The sequence below is a fragment of the Streptomyces sp. NPDC002088 genome (genome assembly GCF_040296605.1).
In the GTDB taxonomy this organism is placed as follows: domain Bacteria; phylum Actinomycetota; class Actinomycetes; order Streptomycetales; family Streptomycetaceae; genus Streptomyces.
Window position 1 is genome coordinate 1 of record NZ_JBEOXO010000042.1, and the last position, 22,591, is coordinate 22,591.

The window sequence follows — 22,591 nt, forward strand, 5'->3', positions numbered from 1 at the left end:
GCAGTACCGGCACGGCATCCTCGGCGGATTCCTCGCCGGGACGGGCCTCGCTCTCGACAGACCGGACTGACCCTAATACGCCGAAGTCAGTAAGGGGAACCTCTGAAATCTCAACGCACCGGCAAACAAGTCTCGTCGGTTCCCCATCCAATCCGCCGTGACGGGGTGTGCCATGCTGCGGTGCAGTCTGGCACGTATCCACTCGGCTCCATCCGGATGCCCAGAGTGCCATCCCAGACCCGTGCCGGACGTGGTGCAGCCGCCGAGCGGGGAGTGAGTGTCCGGGGCCTCGCGGGAGGGACCACCGTGACCGCCCCTCTCTGAGGATCCTGGTTGGGAACAGACAGAGCGCCTCAGCGCTCGGGGGCGGGCGTGCTGCTCGGCGATGAAAGCCTGACGGACCCCGTTTTCGTCTTGCGTCGCCCGCAGCGTTTGCAGGGCGTTCGCGGCACCGGGCAGCTGAACTGGGCCGCATCCCTCCTTTGGCGTGGGCGGGCCCGTTAGCGCTGTATCGGCGCCGGCCGGGTCGTGGTCTTTAGCCGACTGCGCTGTCACTGGCGTCGGCCCACCGCGTGAGGCTGTTCCGGCTGGAGCTTGCGCGCTGGATGGGTGCCGCTGACTGGCCGGCCAGCGGCACCGGGCCGTGGGCGAAAGCCGGCGTGCCGAAGAAGTGCGGACCGGGGTCTGTCAGCGGTCGTGGTTGCTGTGCCGGCGGCGGGTGCGGGGTGCGGGGCGGTTGAGTGTCTCGGCGAGTTGGGTGTCGGGGAGTTGGGGGTAGGGCATGCCGGCGGTGTGGTGGTGGGTGCGGGATTGCCGGAGTGTGGTGAGGAGGTCGTGGTGGCGGCCGGCGGCGCCGTAGAGGCGGGCGAGGCGGAAGCTGGCCTGTGCGGCGGCGGTGTGGTCGGGGTGGGCGTGATGGGTGGCGAGGGCCTGTTCGGCGAGGATGATGGCGTCGTCGAGGCGGCGTGTCTCGGCGTGCAGGAGGGCTTGGAGGGTCAGTGCTCTGCTGTGGCCGCGGTGGTCGCGGCTGGCGTGGGTTTCCCGCAGCGCCCGCTCGGTGAGTTCGCCGGTGTTGCGGGCGCCTTCGTAGAGGGCGAGTTCGGCGAGTCCCAGCGTGGTCCAGGCGTGTCCGCGGCTGTCTCGGACGGTGTGCAGGAGCCGGGCGGCGTGTTCGTAGTGTGTCCGGGCTGCGGCCGATCGTTCGTCCTGCCCGGGCCGGATGCTCGGCGGGTGGCTCGGCCACGCTCCCGCATACCAGCGGCGGGGAAGGGGACAGCCGCCCACCGTGCTTTCCTTCTCGGTGTCGGCGCGGGTGCGCAGGGTCCAGGCGAGACCGCGGATCTCCGCATGGGCAGTGAACAGGGCTTCTGCCTCGTCGAGTTGGATGAGGGCCTGTGCGTAGTGGGCGTGATGCCGGCTGATGACCGCTTGCTCGCGCAGGGCCCAGGCGAGACCGCGGGGAAGGGGAAGAGCGGCGAAGAGCTGTCGGGCCGCGGCCAGCGTGCGGGCCGCCTGCGCCAGGTGACCCTGCTGGCGTTGCAGGATTCCCAGATTGCCCAACGCGTCGCTTTCGCCGTACGGGTCACCCACCAACTGGAAAAGGGCGACCGCTTCGCTGAAACAGGCTGCGGCCTCGCCCGGATCGTTGCCCCCATTGCGTAAGGCCTCACCGAGATTGCGCAGCAGCGCCGCCCGCGCATGGGCGTCACCGAGACGGCCGGCCGCCTGCAGCGCCACCTCGTGGATACGGCGGCTGGTTTCCCAGCGCCACTGATGCTCCAGGGCGATACTCATCGCGTCGGTGATCTCCCAGCACAGCTCCCACCACCCACGTGCGTGCGCATGGTCGATGGCCGCCAGGAGCACGGCGCGTTCAGCTTCGAACCATGCGACCGCTTCGCGTACATCGCCTGCCACTGCCTCGCCCGGCGGTGTATGACGGGCCGCCGAGGTGCGGCCACTGTGGCGGGGGCCTGCCGGCCGCAACAGCGCGTCAGCCACGTCGGCCGCGCTCAGCAGTGCCCCCAGCAAGCGCCGCAGAGCGCTGTCGCTCTCGTCGGCCGGCTGCATGGCTGCCTGTTCCTTGGAGAACGCACGCGCGAGATCGTGCAGTGCGACGCGCTGCCGGCCGTCCTCGCCCCGGCGCGCTTGCACGAGATGAGCCAGCTGCAAGCCCTCCAGACATGCCTCGGCAGAGTTGGCGTCCACATCCAGCAGGGGCGACAGCGCCCACACGGGCAGGTCGGGCACGTCCAGGGCCGACAGCAGCCGCAACGCGCGCTGCTGGCCTGGCGGGCGTGCCTGGTAGCCGGCGAGGAAGGCCGCGCGCACGCTGCGCTCGCCCAGGCTCAGCACGTCCAGCCGCCGGTGGTCGTCAGCGAGGTCGCGGGCGATGGAGTGCACGGTGCGTGCGGGGAACGTGGCCAGTCGTGCTCCCGCGATACGCAAGGCCAGGGGCAGCCCGCCGCACAGGCGGACGACCTCACGGCCGGCTTCGGCGTCCTCTTCGAGGCGGCCGGCACCGCTGATGCGGCACAGCAGGTCCCAGGCTGAGTCCTCGTCCAAGCCGGAGAGCGCGATGCGCTCGCCGACGGCAAGGATCCCCAGAGCATGACGGCTGGTGACCAGGACCGCGCATCCAGGCCCGCCCGGTATCAGGTCGCTGACTTGCTGTTCGTCGGCCGCGTTGTCGAGGACGATCAGCACCTTGCGGTCGGCCAGCCGGGTACGGAACTGCCTGATGCGGGCCATGTCAGTGTCGGGAATCTCGCTGCGGGGCGATCCCAGAGCAACCAGGAAGTCACCCAGGACCTCACCCACAGCCGTACCCCCTCCCTCCGCCCCGTTCAGATCGACGAAGAGCTGACCGTCAGGGAAACGCGGAAGCAGCCGATGAGCGGCCTGCACCACGGCAGCGGTCTTGCCGATACCGCCCGGCCCGTGCAACAGACACGACCCGCTGCCATCGCCCGGACCCTCCACAGCAGCCACCACACGCTCCACCTCCTGGACGCGGCCGGTGAAGTCCGGCAACGCGGCGGGAAGCTGACGTGGAACACCGAGCGATCCATCGAAGCACCACCCATGATCGGCACCTGCTGGCGCATGGGCCGACACCAGCGCCAGCAATTCGTCCACACCCGCCGGATCGTCGCGCAGCGCCAGCACCAGCCTGTGCCGCAGCAGATCCCCAGCAACAGCAGACCGGCCGGCTTCCTCGACCAAAGCCGCCCCTTCATCGCCCGGCAAGCGCGCCGCGAGCCACCGACGCAACCGGCCCAGCCGGTCGGCCACCGACTGCTCCACACCCTCCACCGCGCGATCCGCCAGACCAGCGCCCAGCCTCTGCCCGTACACGGCCACCAGGGCGACCACCGCCGCCACGAGATCCTCGACCGCCATAACCCGCCCCCGTCCGACATTCCGTCCAGGCCGCGCCCTCCACGCACATGACGCCTGCCTGCACCCCCTAGGTCAGGCATGCCCCGGCAACCGGCAGACGGCACCTGACCAGATCCCCAGCAGCGGTCAGCCGGGGCCGAATCGACACTCGGCGGGGGCTGGTGTCCCGTCCCGACGGAGTCCTTCCTGGTCTTCCGGCGGGACGGGAGTTGACGGGGTGGTGCGACCCTGACCCTGCGGTCGCCGTGGGGCCCGGCATGTTCCGGGGCGGGGGAGGCGCGTGGTGTGGGCTAGTGGCGGCGGACGGTGTTCGCACACCGGGTATGGATGTGGCCGGCCCGTGCTGCGCCGCGCTGGGGCTGATCTTGTCGTAGGGCATGGTCGGTTCGCCGTCTTGCAGCGGCTGGTCGCAGGCCAGGCACATGGTCACGTTGGTGAGGGTTTCGTGGTGGTCGCAGAGGGCTGCGAGTGCGCGGGCGAGGCGGCGTGCTGCGGTATGCCGCCGTCGTCCAGCCAGGCGCGCGGAGCCGAGGGTGGGGGGTGCCCGGCGAACGGCAGCTCACCCTGGGGTGTGAAGATCCGCAGCCGGTGGTCCGCCTCCGGGGCGGTGGGGGCAGCACGAATGTGGTCTCGGACAGATTCGTCCAACGCGCCAGGCACTGCATCTCCTCATCGGTCAGGTCCGTCCCGTCCCGGACGACCGCGACCGGGTTGCCGGAGTAGGGGCTCGTGGAAAACACGTCGACCTGCGCGAAGGAGCGGGTCGCGGCATGGTCATCAAGGGCCTTTCAAGCGGCTGCAGCGGATTCTGTGCGTCCCATCCGTCGGTGGAAGCAGGTCCATTCCAACGGGCGCCCGCACGGTCCCGTGGTCAGCGACTTGGGTGGCTTTGTTCACGGGAACGGTCTTGTCAGACGGCCTTGACGACGGTGCCGGTGCCTTCGAGTGCGGTGACCTCGTCGGCGGGTGCTGTGGTGTCGGTGACGAGGGCGTGCAGGAGTGTGGAGGGGCCGACGTAGGCGTAGGCGGTGTGGCCGAGTTTGCTGCCGTCGGCGGCGACGATGATGCGGCGCGCGGAGGCGATACCAGCCTTCTTCACGGCCGCATCATCGAGGTCGTAGGCGGTCAGGCCCTCGGCCGCGCTCAGACCACAGCAGCCCATGACGGCAGTGTCGAAGCGCAGTGCCGTCAGGGAGGCGAGGGTGAGGGGGCCGGTGAGGGCTCCCTCGGCGGCCCGGGGCTGCCCGCCGGGCACCATCAGCGTGGCCGGGCTCGGGCCCTCGCCGAGTACATGGATGGCCTGCAAGGACAGGGGCATCACGGTGACCGGCCGCCGGCGCAGCAGGTGGGCGATCTCCAGGCAGGTGGTGCCGCTGTCGAGGAGGACGGTCTCGCCGTCGGCGATGAGCGAGGACACCTTAGCCGCGATGCGGCGCTTGGCCTCGACGGCCTCGTGAGCACGCAGCGCGAAGGGCGGTTCCCTACTTCATCCTTTGCGGCACCGTGATGGGCACCTGGGTGGTGAACATCCCCGCCATCGAGGAACGCGTGGGCATCAGTCACGCAACGCTCGGGGGACTGCTGGTGCTGCTGGGGCTAGGCTCCTTCGTCGGTATGCAGGTGGCCGGGCGTCTGACCGACCGTCTCGGGGCGCGCATAGTCGTCCCCGCCACCGGCGTGCTGAGCAGCGCGGCCCTGGTACTGCTCGGCCTTCCCCGGGAGCCGTGGACGCTGGCAGGTGCCCTGTTGGCCTTCGGGTTCTGCAACGGCTGCCTGGACGTGAGCATGAACGCCCACGCCGTGCACGTAGAGAAGGCGTACGGCCGTCCCGTCATGTCTGCCTTCCACGCCACATTCTCGGTCGGCGGTGTCCTCGCCTCGCTCGTCGGAGCGGCCACGGCGAGCACCGGCCTGAGTCCGGTCGCGGGCATGGCCGCAATGGGAGCCCTCGGCTTCGTGATCGCCCTGGCGTCGGCACGCGCCCTGCTGCCGGCCGCACCCACCGCTGCCGACATCGACTCTGCGGAGGAGGCCCAGCAAACGCCGCCCGAAGAGCGCTGCAGCACCAGCGGGCGTATCTGGATCCTCGCCGCCCTGGCGCTGATGGTCGTGCTGTGCGAGCCTGACCGTCGTGGAGGCTTGCGGCGGACTGCTCGCAACAGTCGTCGACACCACTGCCCCTACCGCCTTGGCCCCGCATGTTTTCGGCGCCTCCGACCCGGAGGGCTTCGCCGCTATGGGCGTCGTCGAGGTCCTCGTCCACACCCACGACATAGCTCAGGGAATGCGCCTCGCCTGGGAGCCCCCACCGGACTTGAGCGAGCGAGCCCTTGCGCGACTGTTCCCCGACGTCTCCATCACGGGTACTCCGTGGTCGACCCTTCTATGGGCTACCGGACGCTCAGAGGCACCTGATCGCCCCCGCCGGACGAACTGGCGCTGGTACGGCGCACCGCGCGGCCGTGTGTGCGGTTGAGACTGGTGAGCTCGCATGTTGATGTGTCGCGTACTCGCGAGCGATCTGACGTCTTCGTCACGAAGAGTGATTCCTCTCAGGGTCGTGCGGCGGCCAATATGGACGGAAGTCGGGGCGGATGGGGCATGAGGTGTACTGCGGGCGGCAACTGGCGGCGGACCCAGATCGTGTTCTCTCATGGCACTGGGCGGGCATCGGATGCGGCGCTACCGTTCTGGCAGGACCATCTGGGGGAGGGCGGAACGGGGATGCTGGAGCAGGCGTTGGTCGCGTTGGCCGCGGCGGGCGGTACCGCGGTGGCGCAGGCCGCGGGGACGGATATGTGGACCGGGTTGCGGCAGGCGATAGCCCGATGGTTCGGCCGGGGAGACGAGCAGCGCGAGCGGGCGGAGCTGGAGCGCCTGGACCAGACCGCAGGCGAGCTCGAGACCGCAGAGGCGGCCGCGGCGGAACGGATGCGTATCCGCCAGGAGGCGGCGTGGCAGGCCCGCATCGAGGCCCTGCTGGAAGGCCTGGACGGCACCGAGCGAGCCAAAGCGGCCGACGAGCTGCACGCCCTGCTGGCCCAGCACACCCGCCAGGGCGGGGTGTCGGCCGGTCAAGGCGGAGTCGCCGCGGGCGGCAATGTGGATATCCGCGCCGAGAAGGGCTCGATCGCAGCCGGGCTCATCCACGGAGGCGCGCACATAGGTTGCCCTCCGGTGCCGGATCCGTCCCAGGGCTGAACGGACCGGCCAGTTCAAGCCCACCACCCCCTGCTGCGGGCACCGCCAAACTGAAGAGCGTCACGGTCCAAGCTACCCACAACAGCATGGCGGTCGGCATCGCCGACCAGGTCATCTACCATGCCGCGCCCCGCGCCCCGGCATCCTGGCCGCACCAGGCCGGTGTGATTCCCCCTCGAGCGCAGTCCTTCCAGCAGCGCGCCGAGGTGGAGAAGCTGCGGGCGGCGGCGGACGACGACGGCACCGCCGTGCTGGGCCAGGTCCTCGTCGGCATGGGCGGCGTGGGCAAGACCCAGCTCGCCGCAGCCTACGCCCGTACCGCCTGGCTCGATGGCGCCCTGGACGTCCTGGTCTGGGTCACCGCCAGCACCCGCTCGGCGGTGGTGACTGGCTACGCGCAGGCCGGCGTCGATCTGTGCCGGGCCAACCCCGACAACCCCGAGCAGGCCGCGCGGACCTTCCTGGCTTGGCTGGCGCCCAAGGCTGGGGCGGAGCCATGCCGGTGGCTGATCGTCCTGGACGACATCGCCGACCCCGACGACTTGCGCGGTCTGTGGCCTCCTCCCAGCCCGTACGGCCGGATCCTGGCCACCACCCGCCGTCGGGATGCCGCCCTGCTCGGAGACGGCCGCCGCCTGGTCGAGGTCGGCCTGTTCACCAAGGCCGAAGCCGTCGCCTACTTCACCGCCTCCCTGGCCGCCCATGGCCGCAGTGAACCCGCCGACCAGCTCACCGTTCTGGCCCGCGAACTCGGGCACCTGCCCTTGGCCCTGGCCCAGGCCGCCGCCTACCTCGTCGACACAGGCGAGGACGTGGCCGTCTACCGTTCGCTGCTCGCCGACCGCGCCACCGCTCTTGCTGAGACCGCCCCCGATGTTTTGCCCGACGAACAGACCCTCCCCCTGGCCGCCGCCTGGTCCCTGTCCATCGACCGCGCCGACGCCCTCCGCCCCACCGGCCTGGCGCGCCCGATGCTCCATCTGGCCGCCCTGCTCGACCCCAACGGCATCCCGCAGGACGTCCTGACCAGCCAGCCCGCCCTGACCCACCTTGCGCAGCGTCGCACGCGAACTGGCCAAAACCTCGCCGAAGAACCGGACCCAGTCTCTCTCCGGGACGCGGTACGCGCCCTGCGCGTCCTGCACCGGCTCAGCCTCATCGACCACACCCCCGGCACCCCCCACCGGGCCGTCCGCGTCCACCAGCTCATCCAGCGCGCCACCCGCGACGCCCTCAGGCCCACCCAACACGACCAGCTTGCCCGCATCGCCGCCGACGCCCTCATGGCTGCCTGGCCCGTCATCGAGCGCGACACCGACATCGCCCAGACCCTGCGCGCCAACGCTGTTGCCCTCGCCGCGCACGCCGAAGCTGCTTTGTACCTGCCCGATGTACACGCGTTGATCGACCGCACGGGCGAAAGCCTCGGCGCCAACGGCCACTTCACCGACGCCATGAACCACGCCCACTACGTCGCCACCACTACCCTCCACCATCACGGTCCCGATCACCCACGTATCCTGGCCGCCTTGGGCGACCTGGCCATGTGGCGGGGCTATACGGGGGATGCGGCCGGAGCCGCAGACGCCTTCGCCGCACTGGTGGAGCACAAGGTGCGGGTCCTGGGCCCCGACCACCCCTCCACCCTCACCACGCGGCACAGGCTTGCCCACTGGCGAGGGGAAGCGGGGAATGCGGCTGGAGCCGTGGACGCCTTCGAGCAGCTGCTGGAGGACCGGGTGCGGATCCTAGGCGAGGACCACCCGCGCACCCTCGCCGCCCGGCACGGCTTGGCCTACTGGCGGGGCCGGGCGGGGGATGCGGCCGGAGCGGTGGGTGCCTTCGAACAGCTGCTGGAAGACCGGGTGCGGATCCTGGGCGAGGACCACCCTGATGTCCTCGACACCCGCAGCGACCTGGCCCAGCAGCGGGGCCGGGCGGGGGATGCGGCCGGAGCGGTGGTCGCCTTCGAACAGCTGCTGGAGAACCAGATACGGGTGCTGGGCGAGGACCACCCAGGTACTCTCGCCACCTTGTGGAACCTGGCCCGACAGCGGGGCCGGGCGGGGGATGCGGCCGGAGCCGCAGACGCCTTCGCCGCACTGGTGGAGCACAAGGTGCGGGTCCTGGGCCCCGACCACCGCGATACCCTCATCACCCGGCACGAGGCGGCCACCTGGCAGCGCTTCGCCGGGGATGCTGCCGGAGCCGCACATGCCCTCGCCGCACTGCTGGAAGACCAGATGCGCGTGCTGGGCAGGGACCACCTCGACACGCTCACCACCCGGCACGAGCTGGCCAACCGGCAGGGCGAGGCGGGGGATGCTGCCGGAGCCGCACATGCCTTCGCCGCACTGCTGAAAGACATGGCGCGGGTGCTGGGCCCCTTCCACCCCCGTACCGACACCACCCGGCGCACCCTGCACTCCTGGCAGGAAGAGGCGAGGTCAGCCCGACTGTCGAGTAACGATCCGTAAGACACAAGATCGGCGCGGTATTCCCGAGGGCCCGGAGTGTCACGTAGGCCCTATACGCTCTGGACCGCCGCCAGCCGTGCGGTAATCCATGCTCGGCCGATTACGACGACTCCGATCTCCCGTCGTACACCCAGGAGGAGGACGGGGTGGTCTTCATCTACCACGGCCCGGGCGAGGTCGACGTCGAGACGACGGCCGAGCTGGCGGCGCAGGCCGCCGACGGAGACGACGAGGGGGACGAGCAGTGGTGACCGCCGGCGCAGCTCCCCCATACGCGATTGACCCTTGCCTGGCGCAGCACGGTGATCGACTGCGAAAACGACGCGGCGTCTGGCAGAGCTTCTGACCCGCCTCCCGCCCCGGGACCCGGGGCGGGACGCGAACCATCATCCACGGCTGTGGCGGCTGCCGCCAACCGGCGTCTCCCGCGAAACGCGTAGTACTCGGTGGTCTCATCCACCAGGCACTCACCGACATCGAAGATCACAGCGCCAATCATGCGGGCAGCGTAGCTGTGGGCAGCGTCGGACTATGAGCTGAGGGTGCAGCGGCAGCGCGCCACGAGCCCGGAGGCATCTGGCACGCTTGGGTTCTCACGACGTGGTGGGCGATTGGGGCTGTCCCTGCGTGGCGGAGGACGGGTGCCCATGCGCGCTCGTTTCGACCGCCCCGAGCCCCGTCGCGTCTCGCTGGGCGAGTACCCCATGTGGGACCGGGCTCTCGCCCTCCTCAACCGGGACCTGGCGGTGACTCTTCCTGAGCAGAAACCCCTGTAACTTCCGGCCCTTCCGCCCTACGATGCCGACGAGCCGGAGAACGTCTACGTCGCTCTGGCCAACGGCGAGTGGCACGGCATACGGTACCCGGAGTCGGCGACGACCCCGCTTCTGCGCTGGCGATCGTCGCTGATGCCGCGCAGGAGACCGTCACCGAGCGTCTGTGGCAGGTCGTGTCCGTCCCCGCGAACGGCAGCCTCGCCTCCTGGCAGGGCGCCAACTCACCGGCGTACGACTTCACACTGAACGGGGAGAGCGGCAGCAAGGCGTGACGGCACGCGGCTGGACAGGAGCGCCCTCCCTCAGCGGGCGAGCTGGAACACGGGATTCTTCGTGGACAGGAGCCGGGACAGCTCGGCTTCGGTCACGGCGACGGTCACCTTGTCCTTGGCCGCGGAGAACTCCAGGACCGTGACACGCGCTGCTGGGCCCTTCTGCGAGAGCGGCAGGACCAGAAGGATGTCGCCTCGGTCCAGCATGAACACGGGGCGCTGGACGGTGAGCGTGGTGACGACCCGGCCCGTGAGGCCCGGCTCGGGGAGGACCGGGCCGAGGTCGTAGGGGGACACTTGTGCGTGCTCGCCGATCGGCCGCAGTGTGTACCGGCCGACCAGGCCGGGCGCGGGACCGGACAGGTCGGCGGCGGTCAGGACATGAAAGTCCGGCAGATCGCGGGAGGCCGTCACCCCCTCGTCCCGGAACGCGTCCGGCAGCGCCGCGCCGAGGATCGCGAGCACGCCCAGGCAAAGGGCGATCAGCAGAGGCCGGCGTCCGGGCGACGGGGCGCCGTGCGCCAGCGGCTGCGGTTCCTCGTCGAGTGTCGGCGGATGGGGTTCCTCGTCGGGAGTCGGCGGGGGCGGTTCCGCCTCGGGAGTCCCGGACACCGGCAGGGGTGGTCCGGTCCGGGGCGGCGTCGCCGGCGAGGCGGGATCCGTGTCGGTGGGCGCCGGGTAGCCCAGCAGATGGGCCGAGCCGCTGTCCGGGCGACCGCGCTGCCAGAGCTGGTGGATCTGCTCCCACTGCCTGAGCTCCGCGGCCCAGCTCTCGGGCCTGCTCAGGCCCATCGCGTCGAGCAAGAGCCAGCGATGCACGTCGAAGGCCGTGCGCACCAGCTCGCCGTAGCGCGCGGCGGCCCCCAGGGCGCCACGGTATCCGGCCCAGGCGAGGAGCCCGCCGGCCCAGAGCAGCAGCGGGGCCCAGTACCAGGGCAGAATCACCGCCGCGACCGGGCACGCGACCAGCGCGAACAGGCCGCCGAGCGCGCTGACGGAAATCATGAGCTCGAGGGAGGCGGCCGCCTGCCCGAAGAGGATCGTGAAGGGCTCCGGCAGTGCCGTGTAGAGCCGCGGCCATGCGGTGACAGCATCCATGCCGTAGCGGTCCGCCTGCTGTTCGGCGGCGGCGAGGATGTTCCCCAGCCGGGTGGGCATCAGCCGGTCGGGAGTGGGTGAGGTCCACGGACGTTCCGGATCGGCCGCGGCAGCGATGCGCTCCCGGCCCGACCGCATCAGGGCTTTCCCGCCGGGCAACGGCGACCAATACCCCTCGTACAGTCTGACGACAGCGGGGCGGAACCCGGCCAGGATCTCCGCGGCGAGCACGGTCGTCGTGAGGAACACCACGCCGGCAACGGCTCTGGCCTGTCCCGGCAGGTCCGCCCACCAAGCCTCGGCCCGTGCGGTCCCGACCGCCGCGACCCCGACGACGGTCAGCGCCGAGACGAAGAGCAGCACCGGCAGCCAGGTGGTGATCAGCCTTCGCCGGGCCAGCAGCCCGCCCGCCGTTTCGAGCAGCCCGTTCATGCCGTCAGCTCATGTCCGCGTCAAGTACGTGGCCGCCCGCGCACATGGTCCGTGCCGTGGGTAGAAGGTAGTCGTAGGAGTTCGTCCTTCTGCACTGCCGGCACCGGACGAGGACTCTGCGCCGCATGGGCCGCGCCTCCCCGTTGAGCGCCGCGTCCTGCCCGTCCGCCTCCCGGTAGGTGCGGGACATGTTCAGGCGGCCGAACTCGACGATGTCGGCGGCCTGGAGAACGCCCAGCACCGTGTCGCCACGCATCACCACGAGCCCCGGCAGACCTTGGCTCAGGAGCCGCTCGAGGTCGGGATCCGCCCGGAGCTCGGAGGCCGGCAGATCCGGCTCCACTGCGAGCACCGGGTGGGAACGCCCTGGGCCGTCGATCCGCACGGGCAGCCCGGCGTCGTCCTGGACGAGGGTGAACCGAGCCGGAAGCCGGCTCATCAGATCCGCGACGACCAGGGCCACTCGTTCCTCCGTCTGTGGGGCTGCGTCGATGACACAATGTCAAAATAACTCCGCAGGGGTGGGGTTCAGAGTCGATCTCGCGCATTCGGGCGGCTACATGACGGATTGCGGTGCCCGCGACCTCCGGCTCGTCGTCGCGCCGGAGCGGGTCTCCCTGGTGACGGGGGCGGGAGACACCCTTGCTTCAGGAGCCCCCGAGCCCGTCGAGCGACGGCTGGAGGACCTGCTGTGGCGGCTCGACCTCGCCCGCCGCGGAGGTTCGAGCGCCGAGGTCGCGTATCGGCTCCGGCTCGTCGGGGAGGCCCTCGGTGAGGCGTTCTGCGCCGGGCCCGTCGGTGAGGCGCTGGCCGAGCGCATCGCGCAGGCCGCAGGGCTCCCGGTGCGACTGGGTATCGTGGCCGAGCACCCGCGCGTCGCCGATCTGCCCTGGGAGGCCTGCGTCGTGGCCGGGCAGACCCGGCCGCTCGCACTCGTCCCCGGGCTCGAAGTCTTCCGGATGGTCTCCACCGCCGGGAACCGCACGGCCAGCGAACTGCGGGCGCCCCTGCGGGTCCTTGTCGTCCTCGCGGCCCCGGACGACGGCCCTCCCCTCGATCTGGAGGCCGAAGTCGGCCGCATCCACGAGGCGTTGGGCTCGTCCCTCCAGCTCGCCGACGGCCGGGTGCGCCTGCTGAACCAGGGAACACGCACCGCGCTCACCGAGGCGCTCGCCGAAGAACGCTTCCATGCCGTCCACATCGCCTGCCACGCACGCCCCGGAGAACTGATCCTCGAGGACGAGTACGGCAACGCCCAGCCGGTGACCGCCGCAGAGCTGGCCTCGGCCCTCACCGGCACACAACTGCCGCCGCTGGTCGTCCTGTCCGGCTGCTCGACCGCGCTCGGTGTGCCGGCCGACGGCGAGGAACAGACCGCGGCCGCGCTGCCGGGACTGAGCCGTCAGCTTGTCGCAGCGGGCATCCCCGCCGTGCTGGCCATGACCGCGCCGGTCACCGACGACTTCCCGTCCCGGCTGGCCGAGCGTTTCTACCAGGGGCTCGCGACAAGCCCGGAACCGGAGATCGTGACCGTTCTGTCCGAGGCCCGCCGCGACCTGGAGGCGGCACGACTGGAATGGGCCACGGGGGCCCGCGACACGGAACTCGTCGAGTGGGCCACTCCAGCGCTGTTTCTCGGTGGGCCGTCACGCCCGCTGTTCCGCATCGGCGACGGCACCGACCCCGACGTCCGCGACACTCCGCCGGTTTCCGCATCACTTGTCGGCCGCAGATTCGAACTCCGTGCCCTGAGCCGGTTCCTGGCCTCCGACGAGAACTCCCACATCGTGCTCCACGGCATCGAGGGGATCGGAAAGTCCAGGATGGCGGAGGAGCTGGTCCGTCTGCTGAGCGAGCCGGACACACCGGCCGTGGTGGTCAGGGGCGCGACCACCGCCGCCGAGATCGCCGCGGCCCTCCCCGGCGGCGGAAGACCCGCGATTGTGTTCTGCGACGCCTTCGAGCACAACCTCGTCCGGCTCGCATCCGGCAGGCACACCATCCGCGACGGGCAACTCGCCGGATTCCTCAGCGAGTTGCTCAGTCCGGAGGGCACCGTCAAGGTTGTCTTCACCAGCCGCCACCCCTTCCACCTCGGGCACGGCCATGACACGGCCGTCCTGCTCTACCAACCGTGGCTGCTGGACGACGCGTTCACCAAGATGATGATGTTCCGGCTTCCCGCCGTGGACGCGCTCCCGGAGCAGGCCCGTGCCGAGGTGCTCACGATGATCGGCGGGCATCCGCGGGCCCTGGAACACCTCCAGTCGCTGCTCGAAGCCGACGGGGACGCGGCCCGGTCCATGGCGGCGTGCATCGACCTGCTGACGCAGGAGTGCGACCTCGAACGCGTCCTCGCGGAACTCGATGAGACAGCCCTGACGGTCCTGCAGGACGCGTCGGTCCACCGCCGGGCTGCGAAGGAGAGCGCGGTGCTCGCGCGCCCGGCGCACGTTCCGGAGAACGCATACCCCGAGGCTCTGCGCGTGCTCATCGCCGAGGGACTGATCGTCCGGCAGGGCAGCACCGAGCACGGCGAACCCACGCTCCTCGTGCCGCGTTGGATCGCCACTGTCCTCGAACACCGCGCCGACGCAGCTTCGTTGGCGGAGTCGCACGGCAAGGCGGCCTACACGATCCGCATGGAGCTCGCCTCGGAGGACGACGCCGACGTGCGGGTCGACCTGCTCCTGGCGGCGTACTACCACCACCAGCGTGCCGGAGAGCAACACCACGCCAACGAGGCCATCGACCGGCTCACCGAGATCTGGTTTCCGCGCGGACAGTGGCGTCGGCTGGAGCGGATGCACCACGAGAACCTGAGGTGGCTGCCCCCGGACGGCGCGGAGGTTGGCGCCGCTCACCAGGAACTCGCCCGGCTGCACGTCTCGCGCGGCGATCTCGAGGGGGCCCTGCACCACGCCACGATCGCGCTCGGTGTCTTCGAGCGCGTGGGAAACCGGCCACGCATGGCGGACATGCGTCACGCGCTGGGCGTCATCGACGCACAGCGCGGCCGGTTTCCGGCCGCGGCCGCGCACTGCGAGGCGGCCCTGGAACTCGTCTCGGACCTGGACGCGCCGGACGTCGTCGCCTCCTGCCACATGCTCCTCGGAGGCATCGCAGCGCTGGTGGGCGACGACCAGGCAGCCCGGGAGCACTACGACCGGGCGATCGCGTTCTGGACCGAGCCGGGATCCGACGAGCCCCGAGCCGAAACAGCGATGATCTACAAGAATCTCGCCACCCTGCACCATCGAAGGGGCGAGTACGAGGAGGGCGCCGAGGCCCTGCGGAAGGCCGAGGCCATCTACCGGGAACTCGGCGACGTCGACGGGCACGCCATGGTCTGGCACGAGCTCGGATTCGTGGCCCAGGCCACGCGGGACAATGCCGGGGCGACCGCCTGGTTCCGCGAGGCCGCCCGCCTCAGGGAGTCCCTCGACAACCGTTCCGGAGCAGCCCTGCATTACCACGAGCTGGGCATCCTCGCCACGGACCGCGGAGATCTGGAAGGGGCCTCCGCCTACCACCGCAAGGCCCTGCTCGCCTGCAAAGAGGCCGGCGACCAGAGCGGCGTCGCCTCCTCCCTCCACGAGCTGAGCCTGGTCGCATGGAAGCGCGGCGACACCGCGGAAGCGCGTGCCCTGGCTCAACAGGCCCTGAGCCTCAAGGAGGAGACGGGCGAGCGCCCCGGTGTCGCTGCCACCCTCAATCTCCTGGGCAGACTGCTGGAGCAGGAAGGCGAGATCGACGAAGCCCTCGCCCACTTCGGCCGAGCCGCGGAGCTGAGCACCGAACTCGGCTTGCTCGGGGACATCTCGACCGCGCACCGCTCGCTGGCCCGGATCGCTCTGGGCCAAGGCCGTCACGACGACGCGGCGTCCGCCGCCACCGTCGCGCTGGCCGCGGACAGACGCCGCAGCCGATCCGACGCCGTCGTGGCCAGCCTGCTCCTGCTCGCCCGGGTGCGCTTCTCCCAGTCGGATTTGCCCGCCAGTTCAGTCCTCTACGAGGAGGCGTTGGAACTCGCCGCCACCGAGAACAACCGCACCGACATCGCCGAAGCCCACAACCAGCTGGGCGTCATCGCGCTGATGACGGGAGAGCTCACCAAAGCGCGCGTCCACCTGGACGCGACCTTGAGTCTGGCCCGCTCCATGGACGACCGCTACAACATCGCGGGCGGCCTCCGGAACCTGGCCAACGTCGACCGTCTCGAAGGCGACCTGGACCAGGCCTTCGCCCGCTATCAGGAAGCGCAGGAGATCTTCACCTCCGTCGACGCCGTTCAGGAAGCCACCGCCGGCCACCACGAGCTCGCCACGATCCACCGGCAACGCGGAGAGACGGACCAGGCGCTGGCCAGGCTCAAGCGCTACGCCGACGCCGCGACGGCCTCCTCGGACACCCGCGCCTACACCGAGGCCCTCCACGACATGGCCGAAATCAGAATCGAACTCGGGCTCGGCAAGGAGGCCGTCCTCTCCGCGCTCCAGGCGTTCGTCACGAGCGTCGCCTTCGGAACCGCCTTCCAACGGAAGAGCCTCGAGCTGCTCCTGCGCCTGCGCGACTCCCTCGGCGCGGCGGCATTCCGCCGGATCCTGGAAACTGAAAGCCGGCCGGAGGCGGCCGCCTCGATCACCGAGCTTCTCGACGCCCTGGGGAGCGCATCGGACACCACGGCGGACATCGACCGGTGATTCGGTTGACGGGCCCGAGTAGGCCCCGGCTACCGTGTGCGTGTTCGTGCCGAGGAGTGTTGTCGAGGAGGTGTCGACCGATGGCTGCCACTGCGCTGCCCGCATCCCGATCATCACGTCCACCTCCGTGGCTGCCAGCTGACCACAACTCCTATTGTCAGGGCAGCCCTTGTGAAGGGTCACCCTTGACTTCCATCTCTGCTTTTCCGCGCTCGCTCCCTACGGCTGGGAGGACGCTTGGGCGGACGCGTTCGCCCCTAACGATGCCGAAGGACTGCTGGCCGGGCGGGTCGTCCGGGTCGACCGCGGGCAGTGCGACGTCGTCACCGCGGACGAGATGGTGCGCGCGGGCCAACCCCCGCTATGTACGGACGTGTCTGCCGCGCCGTACCGCCTTCGTGCGCTCCACCTCCTCCGAGCGGTCCGAGGGGCAGATTCTCGCCGCCAACGTCGACCACGCGGTCGTCGCCGTGTCGCTGGCCGTCGAACTCGACCTCGGCCGCATCGAGCGGTTCCTCGCCCTCGCTTGGGAGAGCGGGGCACAGCCCGTGGTCGTGCTCACCAAGGCCCCGGTAACACCCAGCCGTTTCGGTCTGCGAGTGACCCTTGCCAAGCCGCAGAGGACGCCCAGGCCCTCTTGGCGAACGCCTCGCCGTTTGACAAGTTTCTGCGCATTGGGGTGCGCTGCGCTCGCGGTCGCGTCATGATCCCCAGAACAGCCGGTTCGGCCAGCGGGTGGCGGAATTGATCGAGACGGGGGAGGCGGGGCAGTGCGAGACCAGCTCCTGGGGGGCCGCTACCGGTTGGTGCGGCAGCTCGGCGAGGGCGGCATGGGGCAAGTGTGGGAGGCACAGGACGAATCGCTGGGCCGACGCGTCGCGGTCAAGGTGATCTCCCTGCTTGCCGGCGGCGGAAGCCATGGCACCGAGGCACGCGCCAGGTTCCTGCGCGAGGCACGGATCACCGCCCGACTGCAGCACCCCAACATCGTGACCATCCACGACCTCGGGGAGACAGATACCGGGGACAACCGTGCCCCGTTCCTGGTGATGGAACTGGTCCGGGGCGAGGGCCTGGACGCGAAGCTGCGTCGAGGCGTCGTCACCTTGCCGGAGGCTGCCCGATGGGGCATCCAGATATGTGACGCATTGGCTGACGCGCACGACGCCGGGATCATGCACCGGGACATCAAACCGTCCAACATCCTCGTCACGCCTTCCGGTGCCGTGAAGGTCCTCGATTTCGGCGTTGCGAGGGCGGCCGACCCCTATGCGACCGCGGACCGCCTGACCCAGACCGGCTTCATCGTGGGCACGCCCCCGTACATGGCGCCTGAACAAGCACGTGGTTTCCCTGAACCGCGCAGCGACCTGTACGCGCTCGGCTGCCTTCTCTTCGAACTGATCACGGGCCAACTGCCGTTCCGGGCCCCCGACACTGTGGGCTACCTGTCGGCGCACCTCACGCAGGCCCCGCCCACCCCCAGCTCGGTATCCACGGGCATCCCACCCGCCTGGGACAGCCTCGTGCTCACCCTGCTCCACAAAGACCCCGACGAGCGGTACCCGAACGCGGCCACCCTCTCCCAGGCACTACGACAACTCGACCACACCCACGTCCCCACAACCGCCGGGCCGAGCCGTATCCCCCCACACATGGAGCCCCGCGCTGCTCTCCTCGCCCAGCTCGCTACCGCCATGCGGGCCGCGCATGGCGTCGGCGCGACCCGTATCCCTGACGCTCTGAGCCGCACACAGCACGTTCTGCGACAACTCGACCACGCACCCGAGCCCGCGCCGCCAGCACCCGAGTCCACCCCATCCCCCACAATGCCCGGCACGACTCCGCTTGCCGAGGTCATCACCCAGCGCAGTACCCGGGTCCTGGAACCCGAACCTCTCAGGCATCATCTGACCTCCGAAGATGATCCGGGCACGAAGCCCGGGCCCTATCCTCGACGGTCCGCGGTCAGAACCGCGACTGCCGTGACAGCGTTGGTATGCCTTCTCACGGTTCAGGTCATCCCCTTCGCGGCCGCCCAAGCCGTCGACACCGGTGAGATAACGAGCGACGAACGGACGGTGCAGATGGTGCTGTTCGGCGTTATGGCGGCCGTGCTTGCCATCGGTGTGCTGCTGCTGCTCGTGCGGAACACGGCCGGACGTTGGCTGATCATGGCAGGTGGCATCGGCCTGGCTCTGCAAGCGGTGAATGCCATGCTCTTCTTCAACTGGATCGGCCTCGCCCTGCGAGGGGTCCTACCGCTGGCCGCCGTCACAGCGGCCCTCTCCGTCATCCTGGCCGTGCTTTCGTCCAGCCGCAGCAGACGTCAGCGGCCACGCTAGCGTCTACAGGTCCTCGCGCTCGTCGGCGACGGTCCTGCGGATGATCGAAGCGCTTTCCACAGATGGCCGTTCGTCCATGAAGAACTGTGGGCGGGCAAGATCGTCCGCGCTATGACGGCCCATCCCACCGGGCTCAGCCCGCGGGAGCTGGAGCGGGAGATGGGACTGACGCCGCCGCAGATCGTGGCCGAGTCCGCGTGGCTGGACGAGCGGCGTCGCCGCCCACCAGGTCGTGCTGGAGGGCCTGGCGAGCCGGCTGGGACAGGCGGCGGGTCATCAGAGTGATCGCAGCCCAGGTGATCAGGGCCTCGCTGTGCTGCGGGAGGCGTTCGTAGTCGCGGACGAGGCGGCGGGCGTGCATGATCCATTCGAGGCTGCGTTCTGCCACCCACCGTCTGGGCAGCACCACGAACCCTTTCATGTCGTCAGAGCGTTTGACGATCTGAAGGGTGAGCCGGCACTTCTCGGCCGCCCAGTCCACCAGCCGGCCCGCATAGCCGCCGTCCGCCCAGACGAGACGGACGGAGAAATACAGCGTGCGCAGCCGCTCAAGCAGCGGCACCCCAGCGTTGCACGCCGCGGTCACCACCACCGCCAGAACCAGGCCGAGACAGTCCACCACCAAGTGCCGCTTGCGGCCTCCCACCTTCTTTCCACCGTCCCAACCGGACGTTGAGTGCGGGATGTTTGCTGCTGCCCGCACCGACTGCGAGTCCACGATCGCGGCCGTCGGGTCCACCTGGCGGCCCTCCTTCTGGCGCACCCTGTTGCGCAGCCGGTCGTGGAGCTCGGCAAGCAGGCCCGTGACCTGCCAGCGGCGGGCGAAGGCGTGCACCCGCCGATACGGCGGGAAGTCCGCAGGCAGGTTGGCCCACTTGACGCCGTTGTCGACCACATAGCGCACCGCATCCAGCATCCAATGCCACGAAGTTAAGGCCCTGTTGGCGGTGTCAAGCGTGGCGGGAGACAGAAGGGGCCTCTGCTATCCAGGGGATCGACCAAGATCTTCCTGAGAAAGCAGAGGCCCAGTGGCCAAGTCTGTCATGGGCGGAACCGATGACGTGTTCGCGCCTGGTCATATTGGTGAGTTAACGCAGGTCATCCCGCCCGAGTTGGTGGATGCGGTACTGGATGAGAGCGGGGCTCGCGAGCGACGACTTCGGAGCCTCCCCTCTCGCGTCGGGGTGTATTTCGTGCTCGCGCTTGGGCTGTTCGAGCATCTGGGCATCGGACTGGTGTGGGGCAAACTCGGGGCCGGACTGGCCGCCCGGGTGCCGCAACCCTCGGAGAAGGCACTTCGCGATCTGCGTCGGCGGGTCGGGGTGGCCCCGCTCAAGCGGCTGTTCCACGTGCTGGCCGGCCCGCTGGCCCAGCCGTCCACACCCGGAGTGCGCTACCGCCGCTGGCGCACGGTCGCCTTCGACGGCTGCGGGAGCCTGTCCGTCCCCGACCACGAGCGCAACCGGTCCTGGCTCGGCAGTACGGCCGACCGGACGGGCCGTCGCTCCGGGCGGCTATGCGTGCCGTAGGGCCAGAGCATGAACGCGACCTTGTCCAGTACTTGCGCAGTGGCTCGGCTTTGTTCTGCACGCCCAGCGCCGTCCCCGACGTACTCAGTTCCACCGGCGCTGTCATCGGAGGACTGCACCTGCTGACCGACGGAAAGTGGCTGTGGTACTCCGACCTTGCCCACTACGTGGAGCACTACCACGTGGCACTCGATCCCGGGTTCGTCGAGCACGTGCGTAGCAAGGGCTGGGCCGTCCCAGAACTCAGCGACAGTGCCTTGGACGCGATGCTGACCGTACTCATCGAGGACGAACTGGACTGAGATGGGCGTCAGAGGTCGCGACTGGTCACGTCAGGCGGAGGCGCGGGACAACGACCGAGGACCTGGTCGAGATGCCGGCCCAACCCGAGTCAGGCGACGGGCCATGATGCCGATCATCGCCCGGCGGATCATCGTCTCCGAATGGGCTGGGCTGGTCTCGTAGTCGCGGGCGAGACGCCGATTGGCGGTGAGCCACGAGAGTGTGCGCTCGACCGCCCAACGCTTGGGCTGAACCTGAAAACCTCGCTGACCAGGTTCTTTGCGGACGATTTCCAGTTCGCGGCCGAGGATCCGGGCGGTCCAGTCGACCAGATGGCCGGCGAAGCCCTGGTCGGCCCAGATCTTCTGGACCCCGGGATAGTCCAGGCGGGTCCACAGCAACGGGCGGCGAGCGCCATCGCGGTCCTGGACGTTGGCCGCAACCACGTGCACGGCCAGGAACAGGCCGAGGGTGTCGGTGATGATGAACCGCTTGCGGCCCTTGACCTTCTTGCCGGCGTCGAATCCCCGGGTGGCAACGGGGACTGTGTCGGCGGTTCGGACGGACTGGGAGTCGACCAACCCCGCACTAGGCTCGGCGTTGCGACCGTCGGCTTCGCGTACCTTGCCACGCAGCGCGTCATGGATGCGCTCAACAGTGCCGTCGTCATGCCACCACGTGAAGTACCAGTAGACCGTCGGCCATGGAGCGAAATCCTTCGGCAGCTGCCGCCACGCGCAACCAGTCCGAACGACATAGAAGATCGCGTCGACGATCCGCCGCCGCGGATGCTTCTCCCGCAGCCCGCCCTTCGGACCCACCCTCGGCAGCGGCAGCAACGGCTCGACCAGCGCCCACTGCTCATCCGTCAGGTCCGACGGATACCCACCCCCAGCACCGCTCACGACAGGCTCAACGACCGCACCAGCCCGGCGGCACGGCAGATCTCAAACACGGTCTCAGGTAGGCGAGGCAGTCGTTACGGCGACGCGCGAGGACTTCGCGAACAGGATCGGGGGGCAGGTCCGGTCCATGTCGAAGCCGGCCGGATGGCCACCTACGAATGGCAGTCGATCGCCGACGAGTTCCTCAATTACCTGGGTGCCCTGTCCGTCGAGACGCCCAGCCTCGACACCCCGGAGGCCAAGGCCGCCCTCAAGGACGCGGTCGAGGCCGCGGCCGGAGCCGTCTGCTTCGCGGCGTACTACCCGAAATGCACCTTCCAGGTCTTCCTCGACTACGTGAACTTCGGCATCAGCTACGACCCCAGCGACGAGGATGACGCCGAAGAAAACGTCACCGCCGGCGAATGGATCGATGCGTTCTGCCTCGCGATTTCCTGCCCTGGCACGCGAACAGGCCCACCACGATCCGGCAGGAAAGCCGTGCGGCCGGCCATGGTATGCCGATGGTGCGTGCGGTGCTGGTGCTTAGCTCTGATTAATATTGAGGTGGTGTAGCCGGAGTGTCCGAGATGGAAGAAGTGCAGTCGGCGTGGGGGCGGATCGTGCGCTGGCTTAGGACGAACGCGCCGTCCACAGCAGAGGCGCTGCGGGGGCCGGCGACGGATGAGGCCATCGCGGGCCTGCGCGACGCGCTGGGGTTCGAGGTGCCCGACGTGCTTGAGGCGCTGCTGCGGACGAACAACGGCAGCGGCGCGAAGGACACCACGCAGACTCTCCCCAACGGGCGTGTAGTGCCCGTCAATCACCTGGACTCGGCAATCTTCCCGTTCGGCAAGGTGCTCCTGGGATGCGAGGAGATCGTCGCGACGCGCGCCCGATTGCTGGACATGACACAGGAGGCCGAGGGTTACTGGCAGCCCTCCTTGATCCCGGTCATCTGGGACTTCGAAGGCGCCTACTACGGTTATGCCCTGGATACCTCCGGATCTTCCGGATCCCGTGTGCTGCACTATGCCGAAGTGAGTCCGAACGCGACCGATCCGACGTCTTCGCTGGGCGAGCTGTTGAGGTCGTTCGCCGACGGAATGGACCGCGGCAACTGGGACGTTCAGCGCCCGCTGGTGGTGAACGGGTCTCTCAGATGGCGTGAGGAGTGACGTCTGCATGGG

Annotated in this window: 16 protein-coding genes and 4 pseudogenes; 13 read left to right on the top strand and 7 right to left on the bottom strand. The window is 69.6% G+C overall.

What is annotated here, in order from left to right; genetic code table 11:
- Nucleotides 1–687: 687 nt before the first annotated feature.
- Entirely contained in the window at nt 688–3,003 is a 2,316-nt protein-coding gene (locus ABT114_RS46005; RefSeq protein WP_351152244.1) for an NB-ARC domain-containing protein, read from the bottom strand.
- Between ABT114_RS46005 and ABT114_RS46010 the strand changes: the two genes are divergently transcribed.
- Nucleotides 2,941–3,453, top strand: a complete 513-nt coding sequence (locus ABT114_RS46010) for a hypothetical protein (protein WP_351152264.1) — start codon at nt 2,941–2,943, stop codon at nt 3,451–3,453. The two genes, ABT114_RS46005 and ABT114_RS46010, sit on opposite strands and share 63 nt — an antisense overlap.
- 239 nt (nt 3,454–3,692) lie before the next feature.
- Here the strand turns inward: ABT114_RS46010 and ABT114_RS46015 are convergent, their stop codons facing one another.
- Both ABT114_RS46015 and ABT114_RS46020 read right to left on the bottom strand, forming a co-directional pair.
- A complete protein-coding gene (locus ABT114_RS46015) occupies nt 3,693–4,142 on the bottom strand; it encodes a PhzF family phenazine biosynthesis protein (RefSeq protein WP_351152103.1) in 450 nt (149 codons plus the stop codon).
- A gap of 170 nt (nt 4,143–4,312) precedes the next feature.
- A pseudogene (locus ABT114_RS46020) lies at nt 4,313–4,882 on the bottom strand (DeoR/GlpR family DNA-binding transcription regulator); the annotation flags it as partial.
- Nucleotides 4,883–4,908: 26 nt separating this feature from the next.
- On the opposite strand from ABT114_RS46020, the pseudogene ABT114_RS46025 reads away from it, so the two are divergent.
- The 5 genes and pseudogenes from ABT114_RS46025 to ABT114_RS46045 all read left to right on the top strand — a co-directional run.
- Nucleotides 4,909–5,523 (top strand): annotated as a pseudogene (locus ABT114_RS46025) (MFS transporter); the annotation flags it as partial.
- A gap of 603 nt (nt 5,524–6,126) precedes the next feature.
- Nucleotides 6,127–6,603, top strand: coding sequence for a hypothetical protein (locus ABT114_RS46030; protein WP_351152106.1), 477 nt, complete (start codon nt 6,127–6,129; stop codon nt 6,601–6,603).
- A gap of 86 nt (nt 6,604–6,689) precedes the next feature.
- Complete coding sequence (locus tag ABT114_RS46035; protein WP_351152109.1) at nt 6,690–9,080, top strand: tetratricopeptide repeat protein; 2,391 nt, start codon at nt 6,690–6,692, stop codon at nt 9,078–9,080.
- Between the two features lie 647 nt (nt 9,081–9,727).
- Nucleotides 9,728–9,856: a hypothetical protein gene (locus ABT114_RS46040; RefSeq protein ID WP_351152112.1), complete on the top strand. Its 129-nt coding sequence runs from the start codon at nt 9,728–9,730 to the stop codon at nt 9,854–9,856.
- A 68-nt stretch (nt 9,857–9,924) separates the two neighbouring features.
- On the top strand, nt 9,925–10,128 hold the full coding sequence (locus tag ABT114_RS46045) for a hypothetical protein (protein WP_351152115.1): 204 nt from the start codon (nt 9,925–9,927) through the stop codon (nt 10,126–10,128).
- A gap of 30 nt (nt 10,129–10,158) precedes the next feature.
- Here the strand turns inward: ABT114_RS46045 and ABT114_RS46050 are convergent, their stop codons facing one another.
- On the bottom strand, nt 10,159–11,658 hold the full coding sequence (locus ABT114_RS46050; protein ID WP_351152118.1) for a hypothetical protein: 1,500 nt from the start codon (nt 11,656–11,658) through the stop codon (nt 10,159–10,161).
- Between the two features lie 4 nt (nt 11,659–11,662).
- Nucleotides 11,663–12,121, bottom strand: a complete 459-nt coding sequence (locus ABT114_RS46055; RefSeq protein ID WP_351152121.1) for a hypothetical protein — start codon at nt 12,119–12,121, stop codon at nt 11,663–11,665.
- Nucleotides 12,122–12,218: 97 nt separating this feature from the next.
- Between ABT114_RS46055 and ABT114_RS46060 the strand changes: the two genes are divergently transcribed.
- From ABT114_RS46060 to ABT114_RS46070, 3 genes and pseudogenes are all read left to right on the top strand, one after another.
- The gene (locus ABT114_RS46060) at nt 12,219–16,361 is read left to right on the top strand and encodes a tetratricopeptide repeat protein (protein WP_351152124.1); all 4,143 of its coding nucleotides are present in this window, start codon (nt 12,219–12,221) and stop codon (nt 16,359–16,361) included.
- A gap of 277 nt (nt 16,362–16,638) precedes the next feature.
- Nucleotides 16,639–16,942: pseudogene (rsgA, locus tag ABT114_RS46065) on the top strand (GTPase RsgA); the annotation flags it as partial.
- 189 nt (nt 16,943–17,131) lie between these two features.
- Nucleotides 17,132–18,706: a serine/threonine-protein kinase gene (locus tag ABT114_RS46070; protein ID WP_351152127.1), complete on the top strand. Its 1,575-nt coding sequence runs from the start codon at nt 17,132–17,134 to the stop codon at nt 18,704–18,706.
- A gap of 133 nt (nt 18,707–18,839) precedes the next feature.
- Here ABT114_RS46070 and ABT114_RS46075 read toward each other — a convergent pair whose 3' ends face one another.
- Nucleotides 18,840–19,676: an IS5 family transposase gene (locus ABT114_RS46075; protein ID WP_351152247.1), complete on the bottom strand. Its 837-nt coding sequence runs from the start codon at nt 19,674–19,676 to the stop codon at nt 18,840–18,842.
- A gap of 73 nt (nt 19,677–19,749) precedes the next feature.
- Between ABT114_RS46075 and ABT114_RS46080 the strand changes: the two are divergent.
- A pseudogene (locus ABT114_RS46080) lies at nt 19,750–20,205 on the top strand (transposase domain-containing protein); the annotation flags it as partial.
- Nucleotides 20,206–20,267: 62 nt separating this feature from the next.
- Nucleotides 20,268–20,537: a hypothetical protein gene (locus tag ABT114_RS46085; protein WP_351152130.1), complete on the top strand. Its 270-nt coding sequence runs from the start codon at nt 20,268–20,270 to the stop codon at nt 20,535–20,537.
- A 30-nt stretch (nt 20,538–20,567) separates the two neighbouring features.
- On the opposite strand, the gene ABT114_RS46090 is transcribed toward ABT114_RS46085, so the two are convergent.
- A complete protein-coding gene (locus ABT114_RS46090; RefSeq protein ID WP_502988512.1) occupies nt 20,568–21,461 on the bottom strand; it encodes an IS5 family transposase in 894 nt (297 codons plus the stop codon).
- A 105-nt stretch (nt 21,462–21,566) separates the two neighbouring features.
- Here ABT114_RS46090 and ABT114_RS46095 point away from each other — a divergent pair, with 105 nt between their 5' ends.
- Together ABT114_RS46095 and ABT114_RS46100 are read left to right on the top strand one after the other, a co-directional pair.
- A complete protein-coding gene (locus ABT114_RS46095; protein WP_351152136.1) occupies nt 21,567–21,977 on the top strand; it encodes a hypothetical protein in 411 nt (136 codons plus the stop codon).
- Nucleotides 21,978–21,991: 14 nt separating this feature from the next.
- The gene (locus tag ABT114_RS46100) at nt 21,992–22,579 is read left to right on the top strand and encodes an SMI1/KNR4 family protein (protein WP_351152250.1); all 588 of its coding nucleotides are present in this window, start codon (nt 21,992–21,994) and stop codon (nt 22,577–22,579) included.
- Nucleotides 22,580–22,591: the final 12 nt, after the last annotated feature.